This is a genomic window from Citrobacter telavivensis (assembly GCA_009363175.1).
Taxonomy (GTDB): domain Bacteria; phylum Pseudomonadota; class Gammaproteobacteria; order Enterobacterales; family Enterobacteriaceae; genus Citrobacter_A; species Citrobacter_A telavivensis.
Genome location: CP045205.1, coordinates 647368 through 671046, shown reverse-complemented (window position 1 = coordinate 671046; position 23679 = coordinate 647368). Strand labels below are relative to the sequence as shown.

The 23679-nt window shown below is 53.2% G+C and carries 25 protein-coding genes and 1 pseudogene; 13 read left to right on the top strand and 13 right to left on the bottom strand.

What is annotated here, in order from left to right; genetic code table 11:
- Window positions 1–302: 302 nt before the first annotated feature.
- Window positions 303–848 (bottom strand): annotated as a pseudogene (locus tag GBC03_05400) (helix-turn-helix domain-containing protein).
- A 98-nt stretch (window positions 849–946) separates the two neighbouring features.
- On the opposite strand from GBC03_05400, the gene GBC03_05395 reads away from it, so the two are divergent.
- Entirely contained in the window at window positions 947–1606 is a 660-nt protein-coding gene (locus GBC03_05395) for a branched-chain amino acid ABC transporter permease (GenBank protein QFS69681.1), read from the top strand.
- Window positions 1606–1929: an AzlD domain-containing protein gene (locus GBC03_05390; protein ID QFS69680.1), complete on the top strand. Its 324-nt coding sequence runs from the start codon at window positions 1606–1608 to the stop codon at window positions 1927–1929. The genes GBC03_05395 and GBC03_05390 overlap by 1 nt, the downstream gene beginning before the upstream one ends.
- Window positions 1930–1975: 46 nt before the next feature.
- On the opposite strand, the gene GBC03_05385 is transcribed toward GBC03_05390, so the two are convergent.
- From GBC03_05385 to GBC03_05355, 7 genes are read right to left on the bottom strand one after another with little or no spacing between them, the layout of a single operon-like run.
- Window positions 1976–2536: an AAA family ATPase gene (locus tag GBC03_05385; GenBank protein QFS69679.1), complete on the bottom strand. Its 561-nt coding sequence runs from the start codon at window positions 2534–2536 to the stop codon at window positions 1976–1978.
- Window positions 2533–2970 (bottom strand): PTS fructose transporter subunit IIA, encoded by a 438-nt coding sequence (locus GBC03_05380; protein QFS69678.1) that lies wholly within the window; start codon window positions 2968–2970, stop codon window positions 2533–2535. The genes GBC03_05385 and GBC03_05380 overlap by 4 nt, the downstream gene beginning before the upstream one ends.
- Before the next feature lie 32 nt (window positions 2971–3002).
- The gene (locus GBC03_05375) at window positions 3003–3272 is read right to left on the bottom strand and encodes a hypothetical protein (GenBank protein ID QFS69677.1); all 270 of its coding nucleotides are present in this window, start codon (window positions 3270–3272) and stop codon (window positions 3003–3005) included.
- Between the two features lie 59 nt (window positions 3273–3331).
- Window positions 3332–4174: a ketose-bisphosphate aldolase gene (locus GBC03_05370; GenBank protein QFS69676.1), complete on the bottom strand. Its 843-nt coding sequence runs from the start codon at window positions 4172–4174 to the stop codon at window positions 3332–3334.
- Window positions 4161–5528 carry a PTS sugar transporter subunit IIC gene (locus GBC03_05365; GenBank protein ID QFS69675.1) on the bottom strand — a complete coding sequence of 456 codons (1368 nt, stop codon included), beginning with the start codon at window positions 5526–5528 and terminating at the stop codon, window positions 4161–4163. The genes GBC03_05370 and GBC03_05365 overlap by 14 nt, the downstream gene beginning before the upstream one ends.
- Window positions 5521–5835 carry a PTS lactose transporter subunit IIB gene (locus GBC03_05360; protein QFS69674.1) on the bottom strand — a complete coding sequence of 105 codons (315 nt, stop codon included), beginning with the start codon at window positions 5833–5835 and terminating at the stop codon, window positions 5521–5523. Before GBC03_05360 ends, GBC03_05365 begins: the two co-directional genes overlap by 8 nt.
- A gap of 11 nt (window positions 5836–5846) precedes the next feature.
- Window positions 5847–6827, bottom strand: a complete 981-nt coding sequence (locus GBC03_05355) for a permease (protein QFS69673.1) — start codon at window positions 6825–6827, stop codon at window positions 5847–5849.
- A 482-nt stretch (window positions 6828–7309) separates the two neighbouring features.
- On the opposite strand from GBC03_05355, the gene GBC03_05350 reads away from it, so the two are divergent.
- From GBC03_05350 to GBC03_05335, 4 genes are read left to right on the top strand one after another with little or no spacing between them, the layout of a single operon-like run.
- Complete coding sequence (locus tag GBC03_05350) at window positions 7310–7756, top strand: PTS fructose transporter subunit IIA (GenBank protein ID QFS69672.1); 447 nt, start codon at window positions 7310–7312, stop codon at window positions 7754–7756.
- 10 nt (window positions 7757–7766) lie between these two features.
- Entirely contained in the window at window positions 7767–9212 is a 1446-nt protein-coding gene (locus tag GBC03_05345) for a PTS fructose-like transporter subunit IIBC (GenBank protein ID QFS69671.1), read from the top strand.
- Entirely contained in the window at window positions 9202–10272 is a 1071-nt protein-coding gene (locus tag GBC03_05340) for an aminopeptidase (protein QFS69670.1), read from the top strand. Before GBC03_05345 ends, GBC03_05340 begins: the two co-directional genes overlap by 11 nt.
- The gene (locus tag GBC03_05335; protein ID QFS69669.1) at window positions 10272–12017 is read left to right on the top strand and encodes an HTH domain-containing protein; all 1746 of its coding nucleotides are present in this window, start codon (window positions 10272–10274) and stop codon (window positions 12015–12017) included. Before GBC03_05340 ends, GBC03_05335 begins: the two co-directional genes overlap by 1 nt.
- A gap of 54 nt (window positions 12018–12071) precedes the next feature.
- On the opposite strand, the gene GBC03_05330 is transcribed toward GBC03_05335, so the two are convergent.
- Both GBC03_05330 and fdhD read right to left on the bottom strand, forming a co-directional pair.
- Window positions 12072–12284, bottom strand: a complete 213-nt coding sequence (locus GBC03_05330; GenBank protein ID QFS69668.1) for a DUF1471 domain-containing protein — start codon at window positions 12282–12284, stop codon at window positions 12072–12074.
- Window positions 12285–12412: 128 nt separating this feature from the next.
- Entirely contained in the window at window positions 12413–13249 is an 837-nt protein-coding gene (gene fdhD, locus GBC03_05325) for a formate dehydrogenase accessory sulfurtransferase FdhD (protein QFS69667.1), read from the bottom strand.
- A gap of 192 nt (window positions 13250–13441) precedes the next feature.
- Between fdhD and fdnG the strand changes: the two genes are divergently transcribed.
- The 7 genes from fdnG (at window position 13442) to fdhE (ending at window position 22834) form a co-directional block, all read left to right on the top strand.
- Window positions 13442–16492, top strand: coding sequence for a formate dehydrogenase-N subunit alpha (gene fdnG, locus GBC03_05320; protein QFS69666.1), 3051 nt, complete (start codon window positions 13442–13444; stop codon window positions 16490–16492).
- Window positions 16493–16504: 12 nt separating this feature from the next.
- A complete protein-coding gene (gene fdxH, locus GBC03_05315; GenBank protein ID QFS69665.1) occupies window positions 16505–17410 on the top strand; it encodes a formate dehydrogenase subunit beta in 906 nt (301 codons plus the stop codon).
- Window positions 17407–18042 (top strand): formate dehydrogenase cytochrome b556 subunit, encoded by a 636-nt coding sequence (gene fdoI / locus GBC03_05310; GenBank protein ID QFS69664.1) that lies wholly within the window; start codon window positions 17407–17409, stop codon window positions 18040–18042. The genes fdxH and fdoI overlap by 4 nt, the downstream gene beginning before the upstream one ends.
- 175 nt (window positions 18043–18217) lie before the next feature.
- The gene (locus GBC03_05305; protein QFS69663.1) at window positions 18218–19555 is read left to right on the top strand and encodes a VWA domain-containing protein; all 1338 of its coding nucleotides are present in this window, start codon (window positions 18218–18220) and stop codon (window positions 19553–19555) included.
- Window positions 19556–19572: 17 nt separating this feature from the next.
- Window positions 19573–21069, top strand: coding sequence for a sensor histidine kinase (locus tag GBC03_05300; GenBank protein QFS69662.1), 1497 nt, complete (start codon window positions 19573–19575; stop codon window positions 21067–21069).
- 4 nt (window positions 21070–21073) lie between these two features.
- Window positions 21074–21760 (top strand): response regulator, encoded by a 687-nt coding sequence (locus tag GBC03_05295; protein QFS69661.1) that lies wholly within the window; start codon window positions 21074–21076, stop codon window positions 21758–21760.
- Window positions 21761–21904: 144 nt separating this feature from the next.
- Window positions 21905–22834 (top strand): formate dehydrogenase accessory protein FdhE, encoded by a 930-nt coding sequence (gene fdhE / locus GBC03_05290; protein QFS69660.1) that lies wholly within the window; start codon window positions 21905–21907, stop codon window positions 22832–22834.
- Window positions 22835–22864: 30 nt separating this feature from the next.
- On the opposite strand, the gene GBC03_05285 is transcribed toward fdhE, so the two are convergent.
- Genes GBC03_05285 through GBC03_05275 form a run of 3 tightly spaced genes read right to left on the bottom strand, consistent with a single transcriptional unit; the run spans window position 22865 to window position 23678 of the window.
- Window positions 22865–23251, bottom strand: a complete 387-nt coding sequence (locus tag GBC03_05285) for a PIN domain-containing protein (GenBank protein ID QFS69659.1) — start codon at window positions 23249–23251, stop codon at window positions 22865–22867.
- Window positions 23251–23499: a ribbon-helix-helix protein, CopG family gene (locus tag GBC03_05280; GenBank protein ID QFS69658.1), complete on the bottom strand. Its 249-nt coding sequence runs from the start codon at window positions 23497–23499 to the stop codon at window positions 23251–23253. Before GBC03_05280 ends, GBC03_05285 begins: the two co-directional genes overlap by 1 nt.
- The gene (locus GBC03_05275; protein QFS69657.1) at window positions 23496–23678 is read right to left on the bottom strand and encodes a hypothetical protein; all 183 of its coding nucleotides are present in this window, start codon (window positions 23676–23678) and stop codon (window positions 23496–23498) included. The genes GBC03_05280 and GBC03_05275 overlap by 4 nt, the downstream gene beginning before the upstream one ends.
- Between the last annotated feature and the right edge of the window lies 1 nt (window position 23679).

Here is a 23679-nt window from a genome sequence, read left to right as displayed (position 1 = left end):
TCCTTTAGAAATACGCAGAGTGAATAACAAGGTAATATGTATTATTTTTATATTTAAAAACGGCAGCAATTGATAAAAATAATAATCAACTGTTACAACGCCACAGGCCAACAATTACTAACACGCAGCTTTCTTTGTGTAAACGCCGAAAGCTTTCAGTTCGTGAGGAATATAACAAAAGGGCTAAAATAAACGAAATATCATAAAAATAATTAAATATGAATTAAGAAAGAAAATAGTTAAGAGTAATCATTCGATGGCGCCTTTTGCATACCATAGCGGTGAAATTCCAGGTTCGCTAAACTCTGCTCAGCCACCAGAATCGCCTGGGTATCGGCTTCCAGCGCTTTAAAGATATGCTCCTGATCGGCGGGATAACAAATATAGTCGCCCTCACCTAACACTTCTGGGGCTTCCGTCAGGCCGACCAGCGCTTTTCCCTTCGTCACAATAATGTGTTCGATCGATCCCGGCGGATGCGGCTGAGAAATGCGGTCGGCTCCAGGCTGGGTCAACAGCAAATAGATATCGCGCCGTGCGCCTGGCGGGCAGGCGGCCAGTAAAATCGCCTGATAGTGCGCCTGTTCGGCCACCACTTTTGTGCCCTCACCGCAACGGATCACCTGCGTTTTTTGCGCCTGCGGCTCCAGCAGCCGCGCAAAGGGAATATCCAGCGCCACGCAGAGCGACCAGAGCGTTTCCAGGCTAGGATTACCATTTCCCGCTTCCAGTTGGGAAAGCGTCGACTTGGCAATCCCCGCCCGTCGGGCGATTTCTGCCAGAGACAGCCCCGTTCGCTGACGTTCGCGAACCAGACTCTTAGCAATCACGCTGATGGGTTGTGTCATACACGACTCCATGTTTTTTATATCGAACGAATCGTTCATCTTGTCAAACATCTGTGTTGCGTTCATTATAATGGAAATTCGTTCGATATGGCTAAATCATGACGCGCTTCTTCTCCTGTCTGAAGGCAGACACAATAAAAGCAATCTTTCTGGTCTGCCTGGCAGTAGGCGTGGTGGGGATGTCCTACGGTTCGCTGGCGATGGCTTACGGCTTCCCGGTCTGGGTGCCGTTTATACTCTCTATTTGTGTGCTGGCGGGGGCGTCCGAGTTTATGTTTATTGGCATTATCGCCAGCGGCGGCAATCCGTTAGCCGCCGCCGCTGCTGGCTTACTGGTTAACGCCCGTCATGTCCCGTTTGGCGTGACGGTACGCGACCTGGTCGGCACCCGCGCGGCAAGCTTTTTCGGCTGCCATATTATGAACGATGAAAGCGTGGTGTTCGGCCTGTCGCAGAAAACCCCGGAGCAGCGCAAAGCCGCCTACTGGCTGTGCGGCCTTGGCGTCGCCATTCTGTGGCCGCTGGGAACGTTGCTGGGTACGGTGGTGGGGCAACTGTTGCCCGCCCCGGAAACCATTGGACTGGACGCCGTGTTCCCGGCCATCCTGCTGGCACTCGTCGTCCCGGCGTTTAAAAACCGCACCACGTTGATTCGTGGCCTGAGCGGTGCCGTCGTGTCGCTCGCCGCCGTTCCCTTTGCACCGGTCGGACTGCCGGTTCTGCTCTCCCTGCTGGGTTTACTGACGAGGAAGAAATAATGGGCAACATGACGCTGTTCATCGTCGGCATCGCCATTTTATCGGCGGGAACCTATTTAATGCGCCTCGGCGGCGCCAAACTCGGCAGCCGACTGGCACTCTCTGAACGCTCTCAGGCGTTGTTATCCGATGCCGCTACGGTACTGCTGTTTTCCGTCGCGCTGGCCACCACCTTTTATGAAGGCGAGCACTTTGCCGGCATGGCGCGCGTCCTCGGCGTCGCCTTCGCGGTCTTCCTCGCCTGGCGAAAAATGCCATTGATTGTGGTGATTATTGCCGCTGCCGTGGTCACGGCACTGCTGCGGATGGCGGGGATACACTAAAAAAGCGCCCGTGGGCGCCCTTAACGTGTTAACGACAATTTGTCGTTCAGGTTTTCGCTATCTGTTCGTCTATCCAGGTGATAACGGCGTTAATATCCAACGCTTGCGCCTGGTCTACCGTTAATACCGGCCCGAGCCGCATCGGCTCAGCGCGTGCTGCCAGTTGCGCCAGTTCAGGCAGATACTCCTCACCAGGATGGCCCGACTTACGGGCCTGTAGCCGCGTGGCGTAGCGCGTCACCGCGAGCTCGGGCGTAATGTGGTTCCACACCTCAACCACCTTCTCAACGCCCGCCTGCTGCAATAGTCGCAGTAACGTTTCACGAGGCTGAAAGCCAAACCAGGCGTCAACCAGCCAGACGACGCTCGCCGGAGAGTGGCCGATAATCGACCAGATCACCTCATAGGCCGCACAGCCTAACTGCCGATTGAAAGGCCGGTCGATATCCGTAAAGCGCGCCATAAACGGCTCTTTGATCCCATCAATCGTCAGCAGCGGCAGGCTAAATGCTTCCGATAACTGCCGGGTGATCGTGCTTTTACCTGAAGCGGGGATCCCGTTGATTAAAATGACTGTTTTACAGTCTGGCGAGAGGTGTCGTTTCATAGCAGCGCGACCACCTCTTCGCGGGAACTTGCCGCTCGCAGCTTCGCCATGCGTTCATCATTGTCGAGTAAGGCGACGATGGCGCGAATGCCCTCTTCGATATGCGCATTACTGTCCTGCGCGCCAAACATAATGACAATGTCGGCGGCTTCACTGTCAGCAAACTGAATGGGCTTATCCAGCAGCACCATGCTAAAACAGTTACGCTTCACCCCACACTCTGGACGGGCATGGGGGATCGCGACACCTTCATCAAACACATAATACGCCCCATGACTGAGGGTGTTGTCGATAACCGCCTGACCGTATTCCGCTGAAATATACCCTTTTGCAACCAATGGACTGGCCGCCAGTTGAATCACCTTCTGCCAGTCAGTTTCTGCTACGCCAACCTGAATCGCATCGGCCTCGATAAGTAATTCTTTTATCGTCATGACGACTCCCTAAGAGCTTAATGAATCTGGCTCTAAATATTCCGGCGAATAACATTACGTAACTCATCTATACGTACAAAAAGCGAATCAATTTCCTGTCGGTACGTTTGGCTTTTGGCATAAACCGACAGCGCCCGATTATAGGTAAGCATTAATGCTTTCTGTATTTCGCCATTACCTGGGTTGCCCTGCAGTTCACCTTCCAGCCTGGCGATTTCTTCCGCCAGAACACGGGATTGTTCATCATATTCTTCCGGCGGGCGTGTTTCTTTTTTCCATAACGATTTCAAAGATTCAAACATAGCGATCCCCCGCCCTGATGGACAACAGGGCAACAAAATATCATTCATTAATAACGGCGTTATTTAAATAAAGCGATCTTTTCCATTAATACCTGGGTTACCGCATTATTTGCCGGAATTAAAAACTTACGTACGCTGTCATTCACCTTGCCTTTCTCAAAGGTGTTTTTACACTGATCGACCCATTGCACGTTCATTTCCGTACCGACATTCACTTTATTAATGCCTTCGGTAACCGCCAGACGCATATCGTCATCACTCACCCCTGTTCCACCGTGTAATACCAGCGGAACAGCGGTCGCGGCGCTGATCTCTTTCAGCCGCTGATGTTGAATCTGCGCCTTACCGGTATACAAACCGTGCACCGTGCCCACCGACACCGCCAGCATGTCGACCTGCGTTTCATCAACAAAGCGTTTGGCATCTTCTACCGTCGTAAAGCAGATATCCTCCGCCGCCACCGCTTTACCATCCTCTGAGCCGCCGATAGCCCCGAGCTCGCCTTCCACCGTAATATTTCGTGGTCGTGCCATCTCCACCACGATGCGGGTATTACCGATATTCTCTTCCAGTCCCAGGTGCGAGCCGTCATACATGACCGAGGAAAACCCGGCATTCATCGCCGTCTCAATGGCGCTGATATCAGAGCAGTGATCCAGATGCAGGCAGGTCGGGACATTCTCGCTCTCTGCCAGCGAACGTACCGCATCCACTAACAGGCGATAGCCCAGATATTCTGCCGTCCCGGTTGAAATCTGAATCATCAACGGGCTATTCGTTTTTTGCGCCGCTTTAAAAAACGCGGGCAGCATTTCAATACAGTGCAGGTTAAAAGATCCAATCGCTTTGAAATTTCTTTCCTGGCCGATTTTAAGGATCTCGTTGAAGTTATACAGACTCATGAACATTTTCCCCTTTTGGCTTAGCGGATTTACCGTTTACGAACCATGCCAGTGCGGCAACAAAAACAATGAACAACGCAACAAAGAGCCAGTTATTCTGGAAGGCGTGACCTAAGACGAGGCCAGAGCTGATGACGTCTGAATCGCTGAACGTGACGCCGGTGAAACCGTAGGTTTCCAGCATCGGCACCAGAATCGCAGGCAAGAAGGTGATGAACAAACCGTGAACCACGCCGCCGATCATCGCCCCGCGACGACCGCCCAGCGCATTGCCAAACACCCCCGCCGTCCCCCCGGCAAAAAAGTTGGTTAACAGACCCGGCAGAATCATCGCCAGACCAAACATCGGGAACACCAGCATGCCAATGATGGAACCAACGGTTGTCGCCAGGAATCCAACAATCACCGCGTTGGGCGCATAAGGGAACAGCACCGGGCAATCCAGCGCGGGCTTAGCATCCGGGACGATACGCATGGCGATACCGCGAAACGCCGGAACCAGTTCGTTGAGCAACAAACGCACGCCGCTGTAGAGCACGAAGACGCCGGCCACAAACTGAATGGACTGCATGAAGGCATACATCAGGTAGTTAACACCACCGGAGAACTGGGCGATATATTCCGGACCCGCCGCCAGCGCCGGAATGAGGTACATCGGTACCATCACGACCGCCATTGCGAGGTAGGTATCCTGTAAGAACTTGAAGTTATCAGGTAATTCGAGGTCTTCCGTGGAGCGGGACCCTTTGCCCACCACCTTAGCCACCGCCGCCTGTACCAGGTAGCCAATGGTGCAAAAGTGTCCCAGCGCCACATCATCCGAGCCGGTGATACGTCTGACCACCGGTTGCGCCAGCGCAGGCATCAGAACCGCCATGATGCCGCCAAAAATACCACCGGTCAGAATCAGCGGCAGTCCGGTAAGACCCGATTTATAGCCAATGACCGCGCCAATGGTCGCCATCCACAATAACGCCTGTCCGGTCAGGAAGATGTATTTCAGCGGCGTCAGACGCGCGATGATGATGTTGACAGCAAAAATCACCATCAGGGTTAACGCCACTTCTGAGCCCAACTCGCGGTTGGCTAATCCGGCAATGGCGGCCACATCGGTAATGTAACCCTTCATGCCAAATCCCTGAGTAAAAATATCGTTCAGGAAGGTCAGTGTGGCGACAATAATGTTAATCCCGGCCATCATGATTAAAAAACCGAGCAACGTTTTAAACGTGCCTTCAGCGGTTTTTCCCGGCGATTTCTTTTGCAGGATAAGCCCGAGCATCGCGATAAAAGCAATTAATATCGACGCCTGACCGAGCAAATCTTTAACGATGAATTCAACGAAGCTATTCATAATGGGCTACCTTCAGATTCCGCTCTTTTAAAAACGCGACGATCTTGGCTTCAATTTCGTCTTTGTCTGTGAGCTTATTCAGAACCACGACCCGTTTAATTTCTTCTTCGCTGGCATCAGCCGTTAAGATGTCAGCAAAGGTTTTTTGCGTCAGGATCATGTCAGATTTAAACGCTCCCGCTTCGGATACCGTGGTATGTTCGATATGCGCAGGAATTTCCAGTTTCTTTAAAACCGCTTTCGCCGTCATTTCAATAGCAAAACTTGAACCGAGGCCGCAGCCACATACGCAAAGAATTTTCAGCATGTAAGGTCTCCTCAAATAATATTGAGTTGTTTGGCAAGTTTGTAATGATGTCCTTCTGTATCAACCAGACGTTTTTTCATACTTACGAGATCAATCGGAATAGGTTTATTACTTTGATTTATAATAATCGCTTTATTTTTCATCCCTGACTGGATGCACCGAACCACTTCGCTCGCCATAATGGTGCCCTGATAAATTTCTTCACAGGTCGGATCGCCATTCCGTAAACCGTAACCGACTATCGTTTTACGAATTCGCTCGCCAATTCGCGGTTCGAGTTGTTTAATCATTGTGTCAATCGCTCCCTGAAAGCCGGGAGAATATTCTCGGGTGTAGCCTTCGGAGCACAGAATAATCACGCTGTTCTGGATGGCCAGTTTCTGCTTCACCCGCTGCGCTAAGGTTTCAAGCGGCATCTGGGATTCCGGGATCAGGGCAATATCTGCATTACATTTAATGGCCGATTGCAGGGTTAATTCACCACAATATCCGCCCAACAATTCCACCATAAACACGCGGCCGGGCAGCGCTCTGCCGGTATTTCTTAAACGTGAAACCTCCTTAATAATCTGTTCGCAGGCGGTCGAAAAACCAATCGTATAATGGCTGCCATAAACATCATTATCGATAGTCATTCCTACGCCAAAACAATTAATATCAAACTCGCTCAGGGTATTGAGAAACTGTAAACTGCCGTCGCCACCCGCCATAATCAGCACATCAATGTGCAACGACTTAAGTTTTCTGGCGATCGCTTCATACTCGCTACGCTGCAACTTCCGGGTGGTTCTTCCTGAGGTAATGACAGGTATCGCCGCGATAGAAAAATCGACCAAATCCCGCCATGTCACGTCATGGTGATTTTTCTCCAGTAAACCGGGAATACCACCATTGAATAACGTAATTTTTGCATCCGCGAGTCTGGCGACCTGGAATATGAAATTATTTATTCCAGAAACGTCTCCACCACTAATGACAATACCCATTTTCATTGTGTTTCCTCCGAAGCGTCCGTAGAAACATTTTTCCCTGACTCCATGCTTGATATTTGCAATGAAGATCACATAATGCTGATAAATTCGTAATCACCTAATATTGACAGGCTCATTATAAAGCTGTTTTTTGTGATATATATCTCATTTATAAATTGAATTTTATCCAGAGATTACTTTTCAATTCCCTTACTTATCATTGAGTTAATAAAGCATGAAAAAATCGCCATTAAGACTCCCTCGGCAACGGGTTATGTCGCTTTTATAAAAAGAGAAAAATGTGATAACCATCGCTTTTTTTTACGATTAAGAGGTCCACAACGCCTCTATTTTTCCCGGTGTAAGGCGTCAAAATGTGGGCTTGCGCACAAAGGCTGCACATGCTTAGCGCGAATTATGTCATTACCCGCCGACATATTGCCGCTCATCTCATCGTCCGTTCATCGTTAAAATCATAAAAAAGATTTTAACGGAGTCACTCTATGCCAGCAGTCGGCGCAAACTGTATTGATCTGAATATTCAGGGGAATACCCCTTATTCCATCCTCAAACAACTCGCGGAAATAGCGTTTAAGAATGGCTATATCACCGATCGTTCGTTATTTCTGCAAACGCTACTGATGCGGGAAAAACTGCATTCCACGGGATTCGGCTCAGGCATCGCCGTTCCTCACGGAAAAAGCATCTGCGTGAAGCAACCCTTTGTTCTGTTTGCCCGTAAAACCCAGAGTCTTGACTGGAAGGCGAGCGACGGCGAAGGCGTCAACTGCTGGATTTGCCTCGGCGTGCCGCAAACCGGTGAAGAGGACCAGGTCAAAATCATCGGCACGCTATGCCGCAAAATTATCCATCAGGATTTCATCAATCAACTGAAGCAGGGTGACGCCAGCCAGGTGCTTGCCCTGTTAAATCAGACCTTAACCTCATAAGGAAGCGGCTATGCAGTCATCCTTACGTTTAGTGGCAATCACCAACTGTCCTGCGGGCATTGCTCACACCTACATGGTCGCGGAAGCGCTGGAACAAAAAGCGCGTTCGCTCGGCCATACCATTAAAGTCGAAACCCAGGGGGCAAGCGGCGTCGAAAACCGCCTGACGCAGGATGAAATTGCCGCGGCTGATTATGTCATTTTAGCCACCGGGCGAGGCTTAGGCGGTGAAGACAGGGCGCGTTTCGCCGGGAAAAAAGTCTATGAGATCGCCATTTCACAGGCACTGAAAAACATCGACCAAATTTTCACGCAATTACCTTCTCATTCGCAGATTTTTGCCACAGATAGCGGCGTGAAGCTGGGTAAACAGGATGTCCAACAGGGCAGCATCATGAGCCATCTGATGGCCGGGGTTTCCGCTGCGCTGCCGTTTGTTATTGGTGGGGGTATCCTGGTCGCTATCGCCAATATGCTGGTCCAGTTCGGCTTGCCCTATACCGATATGTCGAAAGGCGCGCCGTCATTTACCTGGATTGTCGAATCCATCGGCTATCTGGGTTTCACCTTTATGATCCCGATTATGGGGGCATATATCGCGTGGTCGATTGCGGATAAACCCGCCTTTGCTCCGGCATTTTTAGTGTGTTATCTCGCTAACGATAAAGGGCTGCTCGGCACTCAGTCTGGCGCGGGATTTCTCGGCGCGGTCGTGCTGGGGTTGGCGATCGGTTATTTCGTGCTGTGGTTTCGTAAAGTCCGTCTCGGCAAAGCGCTCCAGCCGCTACTCGGTTCAATGCTGATCCCGTTTGTTACTCTGCTGGTGTTTGGCGTATTAACGTATTACGTCATCGGCCCGGTGATGTCAGATATCATGGGCGGTCTGCTGCATTTCCTGAATACCATTCCGCCCTCCATGAAAATGGGTGCCGCCTTCCTCGTTGGGGCAATGCTGGCGTTTGATATGGGGGGGCCAATCAACAAAACCGCATGGTTCTTCTGCTTTTCGCTGCTGGAAAAACATATCTATGACTGGTACGCCATTGTCGGCGTTGTGGCACTGATGCCGCCCGTCGCAGCAGGTATCGCGACATACCTGACGCCAAAACTGTTTACTCAACAAGAAAAGGCGGCCGCCAGCAGCGCGATTGTGGTCGGCGCCACCGTCGCCACCGAACCGGCGATTCCCTACGCGCTGGCCGCACCGCTGCCGATGATTACCGCGAATACGCTCTCAGGCGGCATAACCGGCATGCTGGTGATCGCCTTCGGAATCAAACGTCTCGCGCCAGGATTAGGTATCTTTGACCCTCTGATCGGCCTGATGTCGCCGGTCGGTTCCTTTTATCTGGTGCTGGCAATCGGTCTGGCGCTGAACATTTCGTTGATTATTATCCTGAAGGGATTGTGGCTCAGACGTAAAGCCGCACAGCAGGAGCTTGCACATGAACATTGAGTTACTTCAGCAATTATGCGAAGCCAGCGCCGTCAGCGGTGATGAGCAAGAAGTGCGTAATATCCTCATCAACGCGCTGGAGCACAACGTAGATGACATTACCTTTGACGGTCTCGGCAGTTTTGTCGCCCGCAAAGGCAACCGCGGGCCAAAGGTCGCGATCGTCGGTCACATGGATGAAGTTGGCTTTATGGTCACGCATGTCGACGATAATGGTTTTCTGCGCTTTACCACCATTGGCAGTTGGTGGAGTCAATCAATGCTGAACCATCGGGTCGCCATTCGCACCCGCAAAGGCGTAAAAATCCCCGGAATCATCGGCTCCGTTGCGCCGCACGCCTTAACGGATAAGCAGAAACAGCAGCCGCTGACCTTTGACGATATGTTCATTGATATTGGCGCGAACAGCCGCGAAGAGGTGGAAAAACGCGGCATTGCGATCGGTGATTTTATTAGCCCGGAAGCGAACTTTGCCCGCTGGGGTGAGGATAAAATCGTTGGCAAAGCGCTGGATAACCGAGTCGGTTGTGCGCTGATGACGGAGCTGTTACAGACGGTGGATAACCCCGACATTACGCTTTACGGCGTCGGCAGCGTGGAAGAAGAGGTCGGACTGCGCGGGGCGCAAACCTCAGCAGAACATATCAAACCTGACGTGGTTATCGTGCTGGATACGGCGGTCGCAGGCGATGTGCCCGGCATCGACAGCATCAAATACCCCTTGAAACTGGGCGCGGGCCCTGGCCTGATGCTGTTTGATAAACGTTATTTCCCCAATCAGCAACTGGTTGCTGCGTTAAAAGCGAGTGCGGAAAGCCGTACTGTTCCTGTACAGTTTTGCACCATGAAAACCGGGGCGACGGACGGCGGGCGCTATAACGTGATGGGCGGTGGTCGCCCGGTAGCGGCGCTCTGTTTACCCACCCGTTACCTTCACGCCAACAGCGGTATGATTTCCGCGAAGGACTATGATGCTCTGTTTACGCTGGTGCGCGAACTGCTGATGTCGCTGACGACAGATAAGGTCAACGCGTTCACCGACTTTCGTCAGGTGAACTGATGCTCAGCGAACGCCAGTTAACGCTCGTCGACCTTCTTGAACAGCAGCCCTGCTCGCTAAACGCGTTGGCGCGGCAAACTGGCGTTTCGGGCAGAACCATCCTGCGCGATATTGATTACATCAACTTTACGCTCAGCGGTAAGGCCCGTATTCAGCCTGGCGGTAGCGCAGGCTATCAACTGGATATCATCGACAGACGCAGCTTTTTCCAGCTTCTGCAACGTCATGATAATGATGACCGGTTGCTGGCGCTCCTGCTGTTGAATCCCTTTACTCCCCGCGTACAGTTGGCCGCTTCGCTTAACTTGCCGGAGACCTGGGTTGCCGATCGTCTTTCGCGTCTGAAGCAACGCTATGAACGTGCATTTTGCCTTTCCAGTCGCCCGGGCGTTGGCCATTTCATTGATGAACCTGAAGAAAAACGCATTGTTCTGTTGGCGAATCTGCTTAAAAAAGATCCGCTGTTAATTCCGCTCCCTGGCGTGACACGAGACAATATTGAACGACTCAACACCGCCTGCGAAAGTCTTGATGCGTTTGCGCTGATGTCGGGAGAATATCTTGCGAGCCTGGTACTGGCGGTCTATGCGCTGCGTAATCAACTCACCCGCGCATGGCCAGAATGTCGGCATACGTTGCTAAAAAATATCGTAGAGCAGAGCGGGATCTATCTCGGCGAAAACGCGTTCAACACGCTGTCTGGACTGCTGGAAACGCAGCAACAGCAGGCAATGACAATATCTGCCGACGCTGTGGCTTCTTTGCTACAACGTGTACCCGGTGTCGCCGCGTTGAACATCATTGATACGCAACTGGTTGATAATATTACCGATCACCTGCGCAGATGCGTTTCGGCCCCAATCTGGGTTCCGGAACATCGCCAGAGCAGCATGAATAACCTGAAAGCCGCCTGGCCCGCCGCGTTCGATATGAGCCTGCGTTTCATTGCCCTATTGCGTGAACAATTCGCTATCCCGTTGTTCGACAGCGATCTGATCGGGCTCTACTTTGCCTGTGCGCTGGAGCGGCATCAAAATGAGCGTCAGCCCATCATTTTGTTATCCGATCAAAATGCAATTGCCACCATTAACCAGCAGGCCATTGAGCGTGACGTATTAAATTGCCGGGTAATCATTGCACGAACTCCCGGTGAGGTGATCTCAATAAGTCAGGAGGTGGAACCGCTACTGATCGTCAATAACAGCCATTATTTGCTGAATGAATCATTAAAAAATGTCCTGACCATCAAGAACATCATTTCCTCTGCCGGCACTGAACAAATTAAAAGCTTTCTTGCCACTGCTTTTATTCGCCAGCAGCCGGAACGTTTCTTTTCTGAATCAGGCAGTTTCCACTATTCAAATACCCCCAACGAAGGCTGGCCCGACATCATTCGCCAGATTTGTACCCGACTTGTGACGCAACACCAGATTACCGACGATGAGTCACAACGCATCTGCGCCCGTGAAGGCGAAGGTGAGAACCTGATAGTCAATCATCTGGCAATCCCCCATTGCTGGAGCGAACAAAAGCGGCGTTTTCGCGGATTCTTCATTACCCTCGCGCATACCGTTCAGGTCAATAATGAACCCGTGAGCCATGTGCTGATCGCCTGCGCTGCCGCCGATGCGCGTCATGAGCTAAAAATCTTTAGCTATCTGGCCAGCGTGCTGTGTAGTCATCCCGCTGAAACCATTTGCGAATTAAAGGGATATGAGGCTTTTATCGGGCTATTAAAGCAGTAAGCGCAGAAACGAAAAAAGCGCCTCAGGGGCGCTCTTTCGACGATGAAGATGAACTTATTTCAGCAGTTCCGCCGTCATGTGCACGCGGTTACCGGTGTAAGCCTGTGTGATTTTGTAGGAACTTGCACCCGCTTGTTCAGCCTGGGCTGCGATTTTTGCTTCAGTGCTTTCCAGAGTCGAACCGGTAGCAGTCACGGACTGGGCAGCGAAAGCGCCGAAAGAGGTAGCGAGAGCGATAACTGCGACAAAAGTTTTGATGCTTTTCATGATGTAAACCCTTTAAGTTAGTTGTTTGAGTAAGGCACCGTGCCTTGATGTGATAAATAATAGGCCGTTACCCAGACAACTAAAAGCGGAAGGATTTGCCCATCTTATTCAAATTAACTGAACATAAATCACTCAGCGACTAAACGCTGTGGATGCGTATAAATGGTTGCTCTGCCCGGCTTACAGAACCCCACCAGCGTCAGATTGCAGCGCTCGGCGACTTCAACCGCCAGCGTGGTGGCGGCAGAAACGGCAAACAGGATCTCTACGCCGCACATTGCGGACTTCTGCACCATCTCATAGCTCGCGCGACTGGAGACCAGCGCCGCTCCCGGCAGCCAGCTTTCCCCCTCCGCAGCGCGTCGCCCCAGCAGTTTATCCAGCGCAACGTGTCGACCAACATCTTCATGTCCGCCCGCCAGTTCGCCTGATGGCATCACCCACGCCGCAGCATGCGTACATCCGGTGAGTTGCCCCACGGGTTGAAAATCCTTCAGATGCCTTAACGCGTGGTCAAGCCTGGCGAGGTTAAAGGTCTGGGTGAACGGCAGCGGCTGTACGGGTTTACCGATATCATTGAGCTGCTCAACGCCGCATACGCCACAGCCGGTGCGTCCGGCCAGCGCGCGACGACGCTCTTTCAGTCCCATAAAACGGCGACTGGAAAGCTCGATCTGGACTTCAAGACCGTTACAGGAGGGGACAACATCCATGCCATAGATCTCGCGCGGGTTGTCAATAATGCCCTCGGAGAGGGAAAAACCGACCGCAAAGTGTTCCAGATCCTTCGGCGAAGCCATCATCACGACATGAGAAATGCCGTTATAGACCAGCGCAACGGGCACCTCTTCGGCTACCTCATCCGGCTGAGGATGTTGCAAATCTTCACGTTTCCAAAGGTTAATCCGCCGGGAACTCGTGACATTTATCACATTTTTAACTTCTTTTGGATGTATCTTATTCACTTTCTTTTAACCGTATAAGAACACACATACCAACATTGTGGTATTCTGTCACAAGCCCCTCCTGGATGGGGGGAATTGACCCAATTCTGGACCTTTGCGGTCCCGTCCGCAAAGAAAAATAACAACCACACCCTGAGCGCTCACCAACATGAATGTGTAAGGGATGTGACAATGTCGAAAAAGGAGCAAACCATGCAGGTCAGCAGAAGGCAGTTCTTTAAGATCTGCGCTGGCGGTATGGCAGGCACCACGGCGGCAGCACTGGGCTTTGCGCCCGGCGTAGCGCTCGCGGAAACACGGCAATATAAACTGCTGCGCACCCGCGAAACCCGTAATACCTGCACTTACTGTTCCGTTGGTTGTGGGCTGTTGATGTACAGCCTCGGCGACGGTGCAAAAAACGCCAAAGCATCTATCTTCCATATCGAAGGTGACCCGGACCATCCGGTCAACCGTGGCGCGCTCTGCCCGAAAGGGGCCGGTCTGGTGGACTTCATCCACTCAGAAAGCCGCCTGAAATTCCCGGAATACCGCGCGCCAGGCTCGGATAAATGGCAGCAGATCAGCTGGGATGAGGCATTTGACCGCATCGCTAAGCTGATGAAAGAAGACCGCGATGCCAACTACATTGCGCAAAACGCCGATGGCGTCACCGTTAACCGCTGGCTTTCTACCGGGATGCTGTGTGCTTCCGCGTCCAGTAACGAAACCGGCTTTTTAACACAGAAATTTACCCGCGCGCTCGGTATGCTCGCGGTCGACAACCAGGCGCGTGTCTGACACGGACCAACGGTAGCAAGTCTTGCTCCAACATTTGGTCGCGGTGCGATGACCAACCACTGGGTCGACATCAAGAACGCCAACCTTATTGTGGTGATGGGCGGTAACGCCGCTGAAGCGCACCCGGTAGGATTCCGTTGGGCGATGGAAGCGAAAATTCATAACGGCGCGAAGCTGATTGTGATCGATCCTCGCTTTACGCGTACGGCGTCGGTAGCCGATTTCTACACACCTATTCGTTCTGGTACTGACATTGCCTTCCTGTCAGGCGTCATCCTGTACCTGCTAACTAACGAAAAATATAACCGCGAATATACCGAAGCCTATACCAACGCCAGCCTGATCGTGCGTGAAGATTTTGGCTTCGATGATGGTCTGTTTACTGGCTATGACGCGGATGCACGCAAGTACGACAAAACCAGCTGGAACTATGAGCTGGACGAAAACGGCTTTGCGAAACGCGATACCACCCTGCAACACCCGCGCTGCGTCTGGAACCTGCTGAAACACCACGTCTCCCGCTACACGCCGGACGTGGTGGAAAACATCTGCGGTACGCCAAAAGCCGACTTCCTGAAAGTCTGCGAGTACATTGCAGAGACCAGCGCGAAAGACAAAACCGCGTCGTTCCTGTATGCGCTGGGCTGGACGCAGCACTCCATTGGTTCGCAGAACATCCGTACCATGGCGATGATCCAGTTGCTGCTCGGCAACATGGGGATGGCTGGCGGCGGCGTTAACGCCCTGCGCGGTCACTCGAATATTCAGGGTCTGACCGACCTTGGCTTGCTCTCGCAAAGCCTGCCGGGCTATCTGACGTTGCCAAATGAAAAGCAGACCGACCTGCAAACGTATCTGACCGCCAACACGCCGAAACCGCTGTTGAAGGACCAGGTCAACTACTGGGGCAACTACCCGAAATTCTTCGTCTCGTTGATGAAAGCCTTCTATGGCGATAAAGCAACGGCGGAAAATAACTGGGGCTTTGACTGGCTGCCGAAGTGGGACAAAGGGTACGACGTACTGCAATACTTCGAGATGATGAAAGAAGGTAAGGTCAATGGCTACATCTGCCAGGGCTTCAACCCGGTCGCGTCATTCCCGAACAAAAACAAGACGATTGCATCACTGTCTAAACTGAAGTTCCTGGTGACTATCGATCCGCTTAACACAGAGACCTCCACCTTCTGGCAAAACCACGGTGAGTCGAACGATGTGGATCCATCGAAAATCCAGACCGAAGTGTTCCGTCTGCCATCCACCTGCTTCGCCGAAGAGAACGGTTCAATCGTCAACTCCGGTCGTTGGCTACAGTGGCACTGGAAAGGCGCAGACGCCCCGGGGATCGCGGTGACTGACGGTGAAATCCTGGCCGGTATCTTCCTGCGCCTGCGTAAGATGTATGCCGAACAGAGCGGTGCCAACCCGGAACAGGTGCTGAGCATGACCTGGAACTACTCCACACCGCATGAACCGGCATCGGAAGAAGTGGCGATGGAGAGCAACGGCAAAGCGTTGGCCGATCTCATCGACCCGGCAACGGGCGCAGTGATCGTGAAAAAAGGCCAACAGCTCAGCTCGTTTGCCCAACTGCGTGACGACGGCACCACTTCCAGCGGCTGCTGGATTTTCGCCGGTAGCTGGACGCCGGAAGGCAACCAGATGGCGCGTCGTGATAACGCCGATCCATCCGGTCTCGGCAATACGCTGGGCTGGGCATGGGCGTGGCCGCTGAACCGCCGCATCCTGTACAACCGTGCTTCCGCTGACCCGCAGGGCAACCCGTGGGATCCAAAACGCCAAATCCTGAAATGGGACGGCGCAAAATGGGGCGGGATGGATATTCCGGACTACAGCGCCGCCGCACCAGGCAGCGATGTCGGACCGTTCATCATGCAGCCGGAAGGGATGGGCCGCCTGTTTGCTCTCGACAAGATGGCAGAAGGGCCGTTCCCGGAACACTACGAACCGTTTGAAACGCCGCTGGGAACCAACCCGCTGCATCCGAACGTTATCTCTAACCCTGCCGCTCGTATCTTTAAGGGCGACGCCGAAGCGCTGGGTAAAGCCGATAAGTTCCCGTACGTCGGGACCACTTACCGTCTGACCGAGCACTTCCACTACTGGACCAAGCATGCGCTGCTCAACGCCATCGCACAGCCGGAACAGTTTGTGGAGATAGGCGAGACGCTGGCGAACAAGCTCGGTATCGCGCATGGCGATACCGTTAAAGTCTCCTCTAACCGCGGCTATATCAAAGCCAAAGCAGTGGTGACCAAGCGTATTCGCACGCTGAAGGCAGACGGTAAGGATATCGATACTATCGGTATACCCATTCACTGGGGCTATGAAGGTGTGGCGAAGAAAGGGTTTATTGCGAATACCCTGACGCCGTCGGTGGGCGATGCAAACTCACAAACGCCGGAATTTAAGTCCTTCCTGGTGAACGTGGAAAAGGTGTAACGGAGACGACTTATGGCTTATCAATCGCAAGACATTATCCGTCGTTCCGCGACTAACGGTTTCACCCCCGCGCCGCGTGCGCGGGACCATCAGGAAGAGGTGGCGAAGCTCATCGACGTCACCACCTGCATCGGCTGTAAAGCCTGTCAGGTGGCCTGTTCAGAGTGGAACGACATCCGTGATGAAATCGGTAGCAACGTCGGGGTGTATGACAACCCGGCGGACTTAACCGCCAAATCGTGGACGGTGATGCGCTTCTCGGAAGTGGAGCAGAACGACAAACTGGAATGGCTGATCCGCAAGGATGGCTGTATGCACTGCGCCGATCCGGGCTGCCTGAAGGCATGTCCGGCGGAAGGGGCTATCATTCAGTATGCCAACGGGATTGTCGACTTCCAGTCCGAGCAGTGCATCGGCTGTGGTTACTGCATCGCCGGTTGCCCGTTCGACGTGCCGCGACTAAACCCGGAAGACAACCGCGTCTACAAATGTACGCTGTGCGTTGACCGCGTGAACGTCGGCCAGGAGCCGGCCTGCGTGAAAACCTGCCCAACGGGTGCTATCCACTTTGGTTCTAAAGAGGATATGAAAACGCTGGCAGGCGAGCGCGTGGCAGAGCTGAAAACCCGCGGTTACGACAATGCAGGCCTGTACGATCCGGCGGGCGTTGGGGGGACGCACGTGATGTATGTGCTGCACCATGCCGACAAACCGAATTTGTATCACGGTCTGCCGGAGAACCCGGAAATCAGCGCTACCGTGAAATTCTGGAAAGGGATCTGGAAGCCTCTTGCAGCGGTCGGCTTTGCTGCGACCTTTGCGGCCAGCATCTTCCACTATGTCGGTGTCGGTCCGAACCGTGCGGATGAGGAAGAAAACAACCTGCATGAAGAGAAAGACGATGAGGTGCGCAAATGAAAAAACGTGACACCATCGTGCGCTACACGGCGCCGGAACGCATCAACCACTGGGTCACCGCCTTCTGCTTCGTGCTGGCGGCGGTGAGCGGACTGGGCTTTTTCTTCCCGTCCTTCAACTGGCTGATGCAAATCATGGGGACACCGCAACTGGCGCGTATTCTGCACCCGTTCGTAGGCGTCATCATGTTTGCCTCGTTCATCATCATGTTCTTCCGTTACTGGCACCACAACCTGATCAACCGGGACGACATCTTCTGGGCGAAGAACATCCGCAAGATTGTCGTCAATGAAGAGGTGGGCGACACCGGGCGGTATAACTTCGGTCAGAAATGCGTGTTCTGGGCGGCGATTATCTTCCTGGTCCTGCTGCTGGTGAGCGGTGTGATCATCTGGCGTCCGTACTTTGCGCCAGCGTTCTCCATTCCGGTGATCCGCTTCGCGTTAATGCTGCATTCATTTGCCGCCGTCGCGCTGATTGTGGTTATCATGGTGCATATTTACGCCGCGCTGTGGGTAAAAGGCACCATTACGGCAATGGTGGAAGGTTGGGTAACCGGCGCCTGGGCGAAGAAGCATCACCCGCGCTGGTATCGTGAAGTTCGCGAAAAGCAGGATAAGACCCAGCCGTAAGCAGAGGCGGTTCGCGAGTCAACAACGTAGCGCCGGATGCCATTGCATCCGGCGTTATTTTTTAGGGGTATCGTGCGGTTTTGACAACTTTTTGACAACTTTATACAGATAACAGACCAACCGGCGTTGCGGTCGCATAAGAATGGAGTCGATTCTTAAGACAAGGAGACGTACCGTGAATCTCAAACACCTCTTCGCAGTCCTGACATTAGGTCTGCTTGCGACAACAACGTCGGCACAGCCGCCTGCGCCAAAAGTGGCCATTAAATCTGAACTGGCTTCTCCGCTGGTGCTGGAAAATAGCCAGGACAAAAACTACCTGAAAATCTCGCTGACAGGCTTCCCCCTCAACGCCACCAAACGCAGCCCGATCAACCTCGCGCTGGTGATTGACCGTTCCGGTTCTATGGGCGGCGACCGCATTGAACAGGCCACAGAAGCCGCCGTCATGGCGGTGAACACCCTAAGCGCTCAGGACACACTCTCGGTAGTGATTTATGACGACGTTGTGGATGTCATTGTGCCTGCGGCCAAAGTCGGCAACAAAGCGAAGCTTATCAGCCAAATTCGTGAACGGCTGACCGCTCGCGGCGGCACCGCGCTGTTTGCCGGGGTCAGTCGCGGCATCAAAGAAACCAGTAAATTCCTCGATAAAGCCCATGTTAATCGCATCATCCTGCTGTCTGATGGTCAGGCGAACGTCGGTCCCTCCTCCACCAGCGAACTGGCGGAACTGGGTAAAATTGCCGCCCGCAAAGGGATTGCTATCACGACGATGGGCATCGGTGAAGGCTACAATGAAGATCTGATGGCGGCGATTGCCCAGTACAGCGATGGCAACCACGTGTTCGTGCAAAACACCGATGCGCTGGAGAAGGCATTTGCCCATGAGTTTGGCGATGTGATGTCCGTCGTCGCTCAGGATGTGGTGGTGCAAATTAACGTCGCCGACAACGTTAAGCCGTTGCGCCTGCTGGGGCGTGAGGGTGAAATCCGCGACAACACGGTTACCGTAAAACTGAACCAGCTTTACGCCAACCAGGAGAAATATGTCATGCTGGAAGTGCTGCCGGCCAAAGGCAACGCCGCACAGAGCAAGCCGCTTGCCGAGGTTAACGTCAGCTACAACAACCTCGCCACCGGACAGAAAGAGCGCTGGGATGACAAGATGGCCGTCAGCTATACCGCCTCTGCCAGCGATGTTCAGAAAGCGCAGGTGGAAGATGTGGTCGTCGATTCCGCCATTCAAAAATCCGCCATTCAGAATGAGCAGGCGTTACAGCTCATAGATGAAGGCAAAATGGACGAGGCAAAAGCGATCCTGCGTGAAAACTCCAGTACGCTCAGCGCGTTACCGCTTAGCGCACCGGCCGCCAGAATGAAGGCGCAGGAGAGCGCAGAGGAAAACCTTAAGTTGCTGGACAGAATGGAAAGCGAAAGCAAAGAAGCTTCTCGTAAATCGCTGAAAGAACAGAGCTATAAAACCAAAAACCAGAGTTCGAAATCGAACTGATCCACAAGGAGTGCTGGATGCTCAGACGCAAGCCGATTTATCTCGTCATCACATTGATGTTTTTTATCCTGCTTGCTTACCTGGGCGTTCGCACCCTGGAACATGAAGTGTTGTTGCGCCAGTATCAGACCCAGACCCTGGCGAAATCACAGACGGCCAGCGTTGCCACGGGTATCGAAAATATCCTGCAGCAAAAAGCCTCACGTCTGCATGCGATCGGCGATTTTATCGACCCTGCTGACGTCGCGACCCTCAGCGCGCTCAAAGAGAACGACAGCGACATTGCCGACGTCTTTATCCTGCGGAAAAATCATCTCCTCTACCCCGATGAACGTCAGCCGTTGAGCAACGAGGATAAAGAGTGGGTACGCTTGCTCAACCCCCTGGTCAACGATCCCAGCCAACTTGCCAGCCACATGGCGCACAGCGAGCAGGACACGCCGCAGGCCGGCTGGTTTATTAGCTTTGAGACGCAGGAACCTCTGCTGATTTACTGGCGGCAGAAAGACGGGGCGATCGTCGGCTTTCGCCTCTCCTGGGTACAGTTGATGATGGATATGGCGAACGGCATTCAGGTGAATCTGGAAGACCCGCAGCAGATTGTCCGGGTGACGGAAAACGGCCGTCAGCTTTATCAGAACGCGCCGGCGGATTTACGCCGGCTCACCTTACTGGACTCCCGCACGCTGGAGTATCCGCTTACAACGTGGCAAGTCAGCGCTTACGGTGTCAACGCGCCGCTCTGGCACATTTGGCTGTGGGGCGGTGCGCTAGTCGTCCTGCTGCTGGTTGCCGCCGCACTGCTGGGCTTCTCGCTGTGGCGGGAATATACCCGCGCGGCGCGGCAGGCGCGCCAGCAGGTCGATTTTGTCAGCCAGGTGTCGCACGAACTGAAAACGCCGCTGACCAACATCACGCTCTATGCCGAACTGCTGCGCGAAGGGCTGGATGATGAACAAACGCACGAGCGACGCTATGTGGATGTGATCACTCAGGAAGGTCAGCGGTTATCACGGCTTATCCAGAATATCCTGACCTTTACGCGCGCGCCGAAACTGCATCTTCAGGCGGTCGATATCCCTCGCCTGATGACAGAAATCACGCAGATCTTTACGCCCGCATTGCAGGCAAAAGGGATGACGGTTCAACTGTCCTGCCCTGAGAATCTGACATTGCACAGCGATCGCGACGTGATCACGCAAATTGTCAGCAACTTTTTGAGTAATGCCGAAAAATACGCTTCGCAAGGTCAGCGCGTCGATCTGACCGTTGAAAGCGTCGCGGGAAACGTGGAGATCGCCGTTCGCGACTATGGTCCCGGCATTGCGGAGAACGAAATGCCCCTGATATTTCGCCCGTTTTATCGGGTCAAATCCTCCATTACCGAAGGCGTTTCGGGTACCGGTATTGGCCTAACCATCGCTTGCCAACTGGCGCAGCGCCTGCGCGGCAAGATTCAGGTAACAGCACAAGAGCCTGGCGTCCGTTTTACCCTTACGCTACCTCAGGGATGAAAACATGAAGATACTGATTGCAGAAGATGATGCCAACATCCGCCAGGGTCTGGTGGATGCGCTGTCGCGCGAAGGTTATTCGCTCATTGCCGCACCGGACGGACGCGCGGCGCTGGAGAGTTATCATCGGGACAAACCGGACTTCGTGCTGTTAGACATCATGATGCCCGAAATGGATGGCTACACGGTCTGCCGGGAAATTCGCCGTCAAAATGAACACATTCCCATCGTGTTTCTCTCCGCCAAAGATGAAGAGATCGACCGGGTTGTAGGGCTGGAACTGGGGGCGGATGACTACATCAGCAAACCGTTTGGCATTCATGAACTGCGGGCGCGGATAAAAACGATCGCCCGTCGCTGTTTGAACCATAACGCCACCCAGCCTAACCTCAGCTTTGCATTTGGCGACCTTACGGTGTTCCCGAATGAACTGTGCGCCTGGCGCGGCGAGCAAAAGCTGGAACTGACACTACGGGAAGTACGCATTTTAAGCTGCCTGGAGCGTCATCAAAATCAGGTGGTTACGCGCGATATGCTGTTCGATGCGGCGTGGGGATACGACTATTTACCCAATAGCCGCACGCTGGATCAGCACATTTCCCGGCTACGTAAAGTCATCGAACGGGATGCCAATCACCCGCAGCTAATCCGAACGGTGCATGGTCTGGGGTATCGATATCAGGTATCGTAACGCACACATTGCGATGTCACAGGTATAACCTGCAGGCCGATTGCGGTTATCATTAATGACATTCACCAGAGCGGGCGCGAAATGCCCGCCAATTCACAGAGCGGATTACACATAGCTAAATCTGCCTAACCAGGAAGTGACTGAATGAGCATTCGTATCATCCCGCAAGATGAGCTGGAAAAGAGCGAGAAGCGCGCGACGGATATGATTCCACCGTTATTATTCCCCCGGCTCAAAAACCTGTATAACCGTCGTGCCGAACGTCTGCGCGAACTGGCTGAGAACAACCCGCTGGGAGATTACCTGCGCTTTGCTGCGCTGATCGCCCATGCCCAGGAAGTGGTGCTGTATGACCATCCATTGCAGATGGATCTGACCGCACGCATCAAAGAAGCCAACGATCAGGGTAAACCGCCGCTGGATATCCACGTTCTGCCGCGCGATAAGCACTGGCAAAAACTGCTGCACTCGCTGATCGCCGAACTGAAACCCGAGATGAGCGGCCCTGCGCTAGCGGTGATCGAGAATCTGGAAAAAGCCTCCGAACAGGAGCTGGAGCAGATGGCCAGCGCCCTGTTTGCCTCTGATTTCGCCTCTGTCAGCAGTGATAAGGCCCCGTTCATCTGGGCCGCGCTGTCGCTGTACTGGGCGCAAATGGCCAGCCTGATCCCGGGTAAAGCTCGCGCTGAATACGGCGAACAACGTCAGTACTGCCCGGTGTGCGGCTCGATGCCGGTCTCCAGCATGGTGCAAATTGGCACCACCCAGGGGCTGCGCTACCTGCACTGCAACCTCTGCGAAACCGAGTGGCATGTGGTTCGTGTTAAATGCAGCAACTGCGAGCAAAGCCGTGACTTGCACTACTGGTCACTGGACAATGAGCAGGCGGCTGTCAAAGCCGAAAGCTGTGGTGACTGCGGGACCTACTTGAAGATCCTCTATCAGGAAAAAGACCCGAAAGTGGAAGCCGTCGCCGACGACCTCGCGTCGCTGGTACTGGACGCGCGCATGGAGCAAGAAGGCTTCGCCCGCAGTTCCATCAACCCGTTCCTGTTCCCGGGAGAAGGGGAGTAAACGCCTTTAACACGTGAGGCCGGACGGTGCTTACCGTCCGGCCTGCAACTGATAAGGCGTGATGACGCCAGGGATCCCTGCAAAATCTCGGGTGTTGCGCGTCACAAGTGCAAACCGATGAATCTGCGCGGTGGCAAGAATGATTGCATCCGGAAGTTTCATCCCATATTCCTGCCTGAGATTCACGCTTCGCTCAGCAATTTCCTGTGAAACGCCGATGATGTTGAACGCACTCAACGCCACGCGCGTACGATATTCCTGATGGTATTTTTTTGCTCCCACCATCACTTCCATCCAGGTGATCAGGCTGATGGCATTCTGCGGCGGATACGCGTCCAGTGCTCGCTGCGCTTCCTGGTGACCGCTAAATAAATCAATCAGGATATTGGTATCGAACAGCACGGGTTTCTTGTGCATTACCATTCTTCGCGCAACTTCTTCTGATACTCAACGCCATCTTCTTCACAGCCTTGCCAGATTCCTAGCGCATTGGAAATCATGGTTTCAGCCTGGCCTTGCCTTTCAAGGTACTGTTCCACTGCTTCGCGCAGCAACTCCGCACGCGGCAGATTCCGCAGTTGCTTGAGATCATCAAGGCGTTTGATCGCCTCATCCGATAAGTCGAGTAATATTCTGCCCATGTCCATTCCAGCCATTGTGTTCACATATACCTCCAGTATATCAGTGGCGAATATTTTTCAAACAACATACACCGTCGACAAGCAGGAAAAAAGTGATCCCCACAGTGACTTTTCCTTTTGCGAGGCGCTTTCCAGAATTTCACCCTGACCAAAATCCACCATTCTCTTTCACGAAAAACCAGGTTATAACACTGTATATTCATA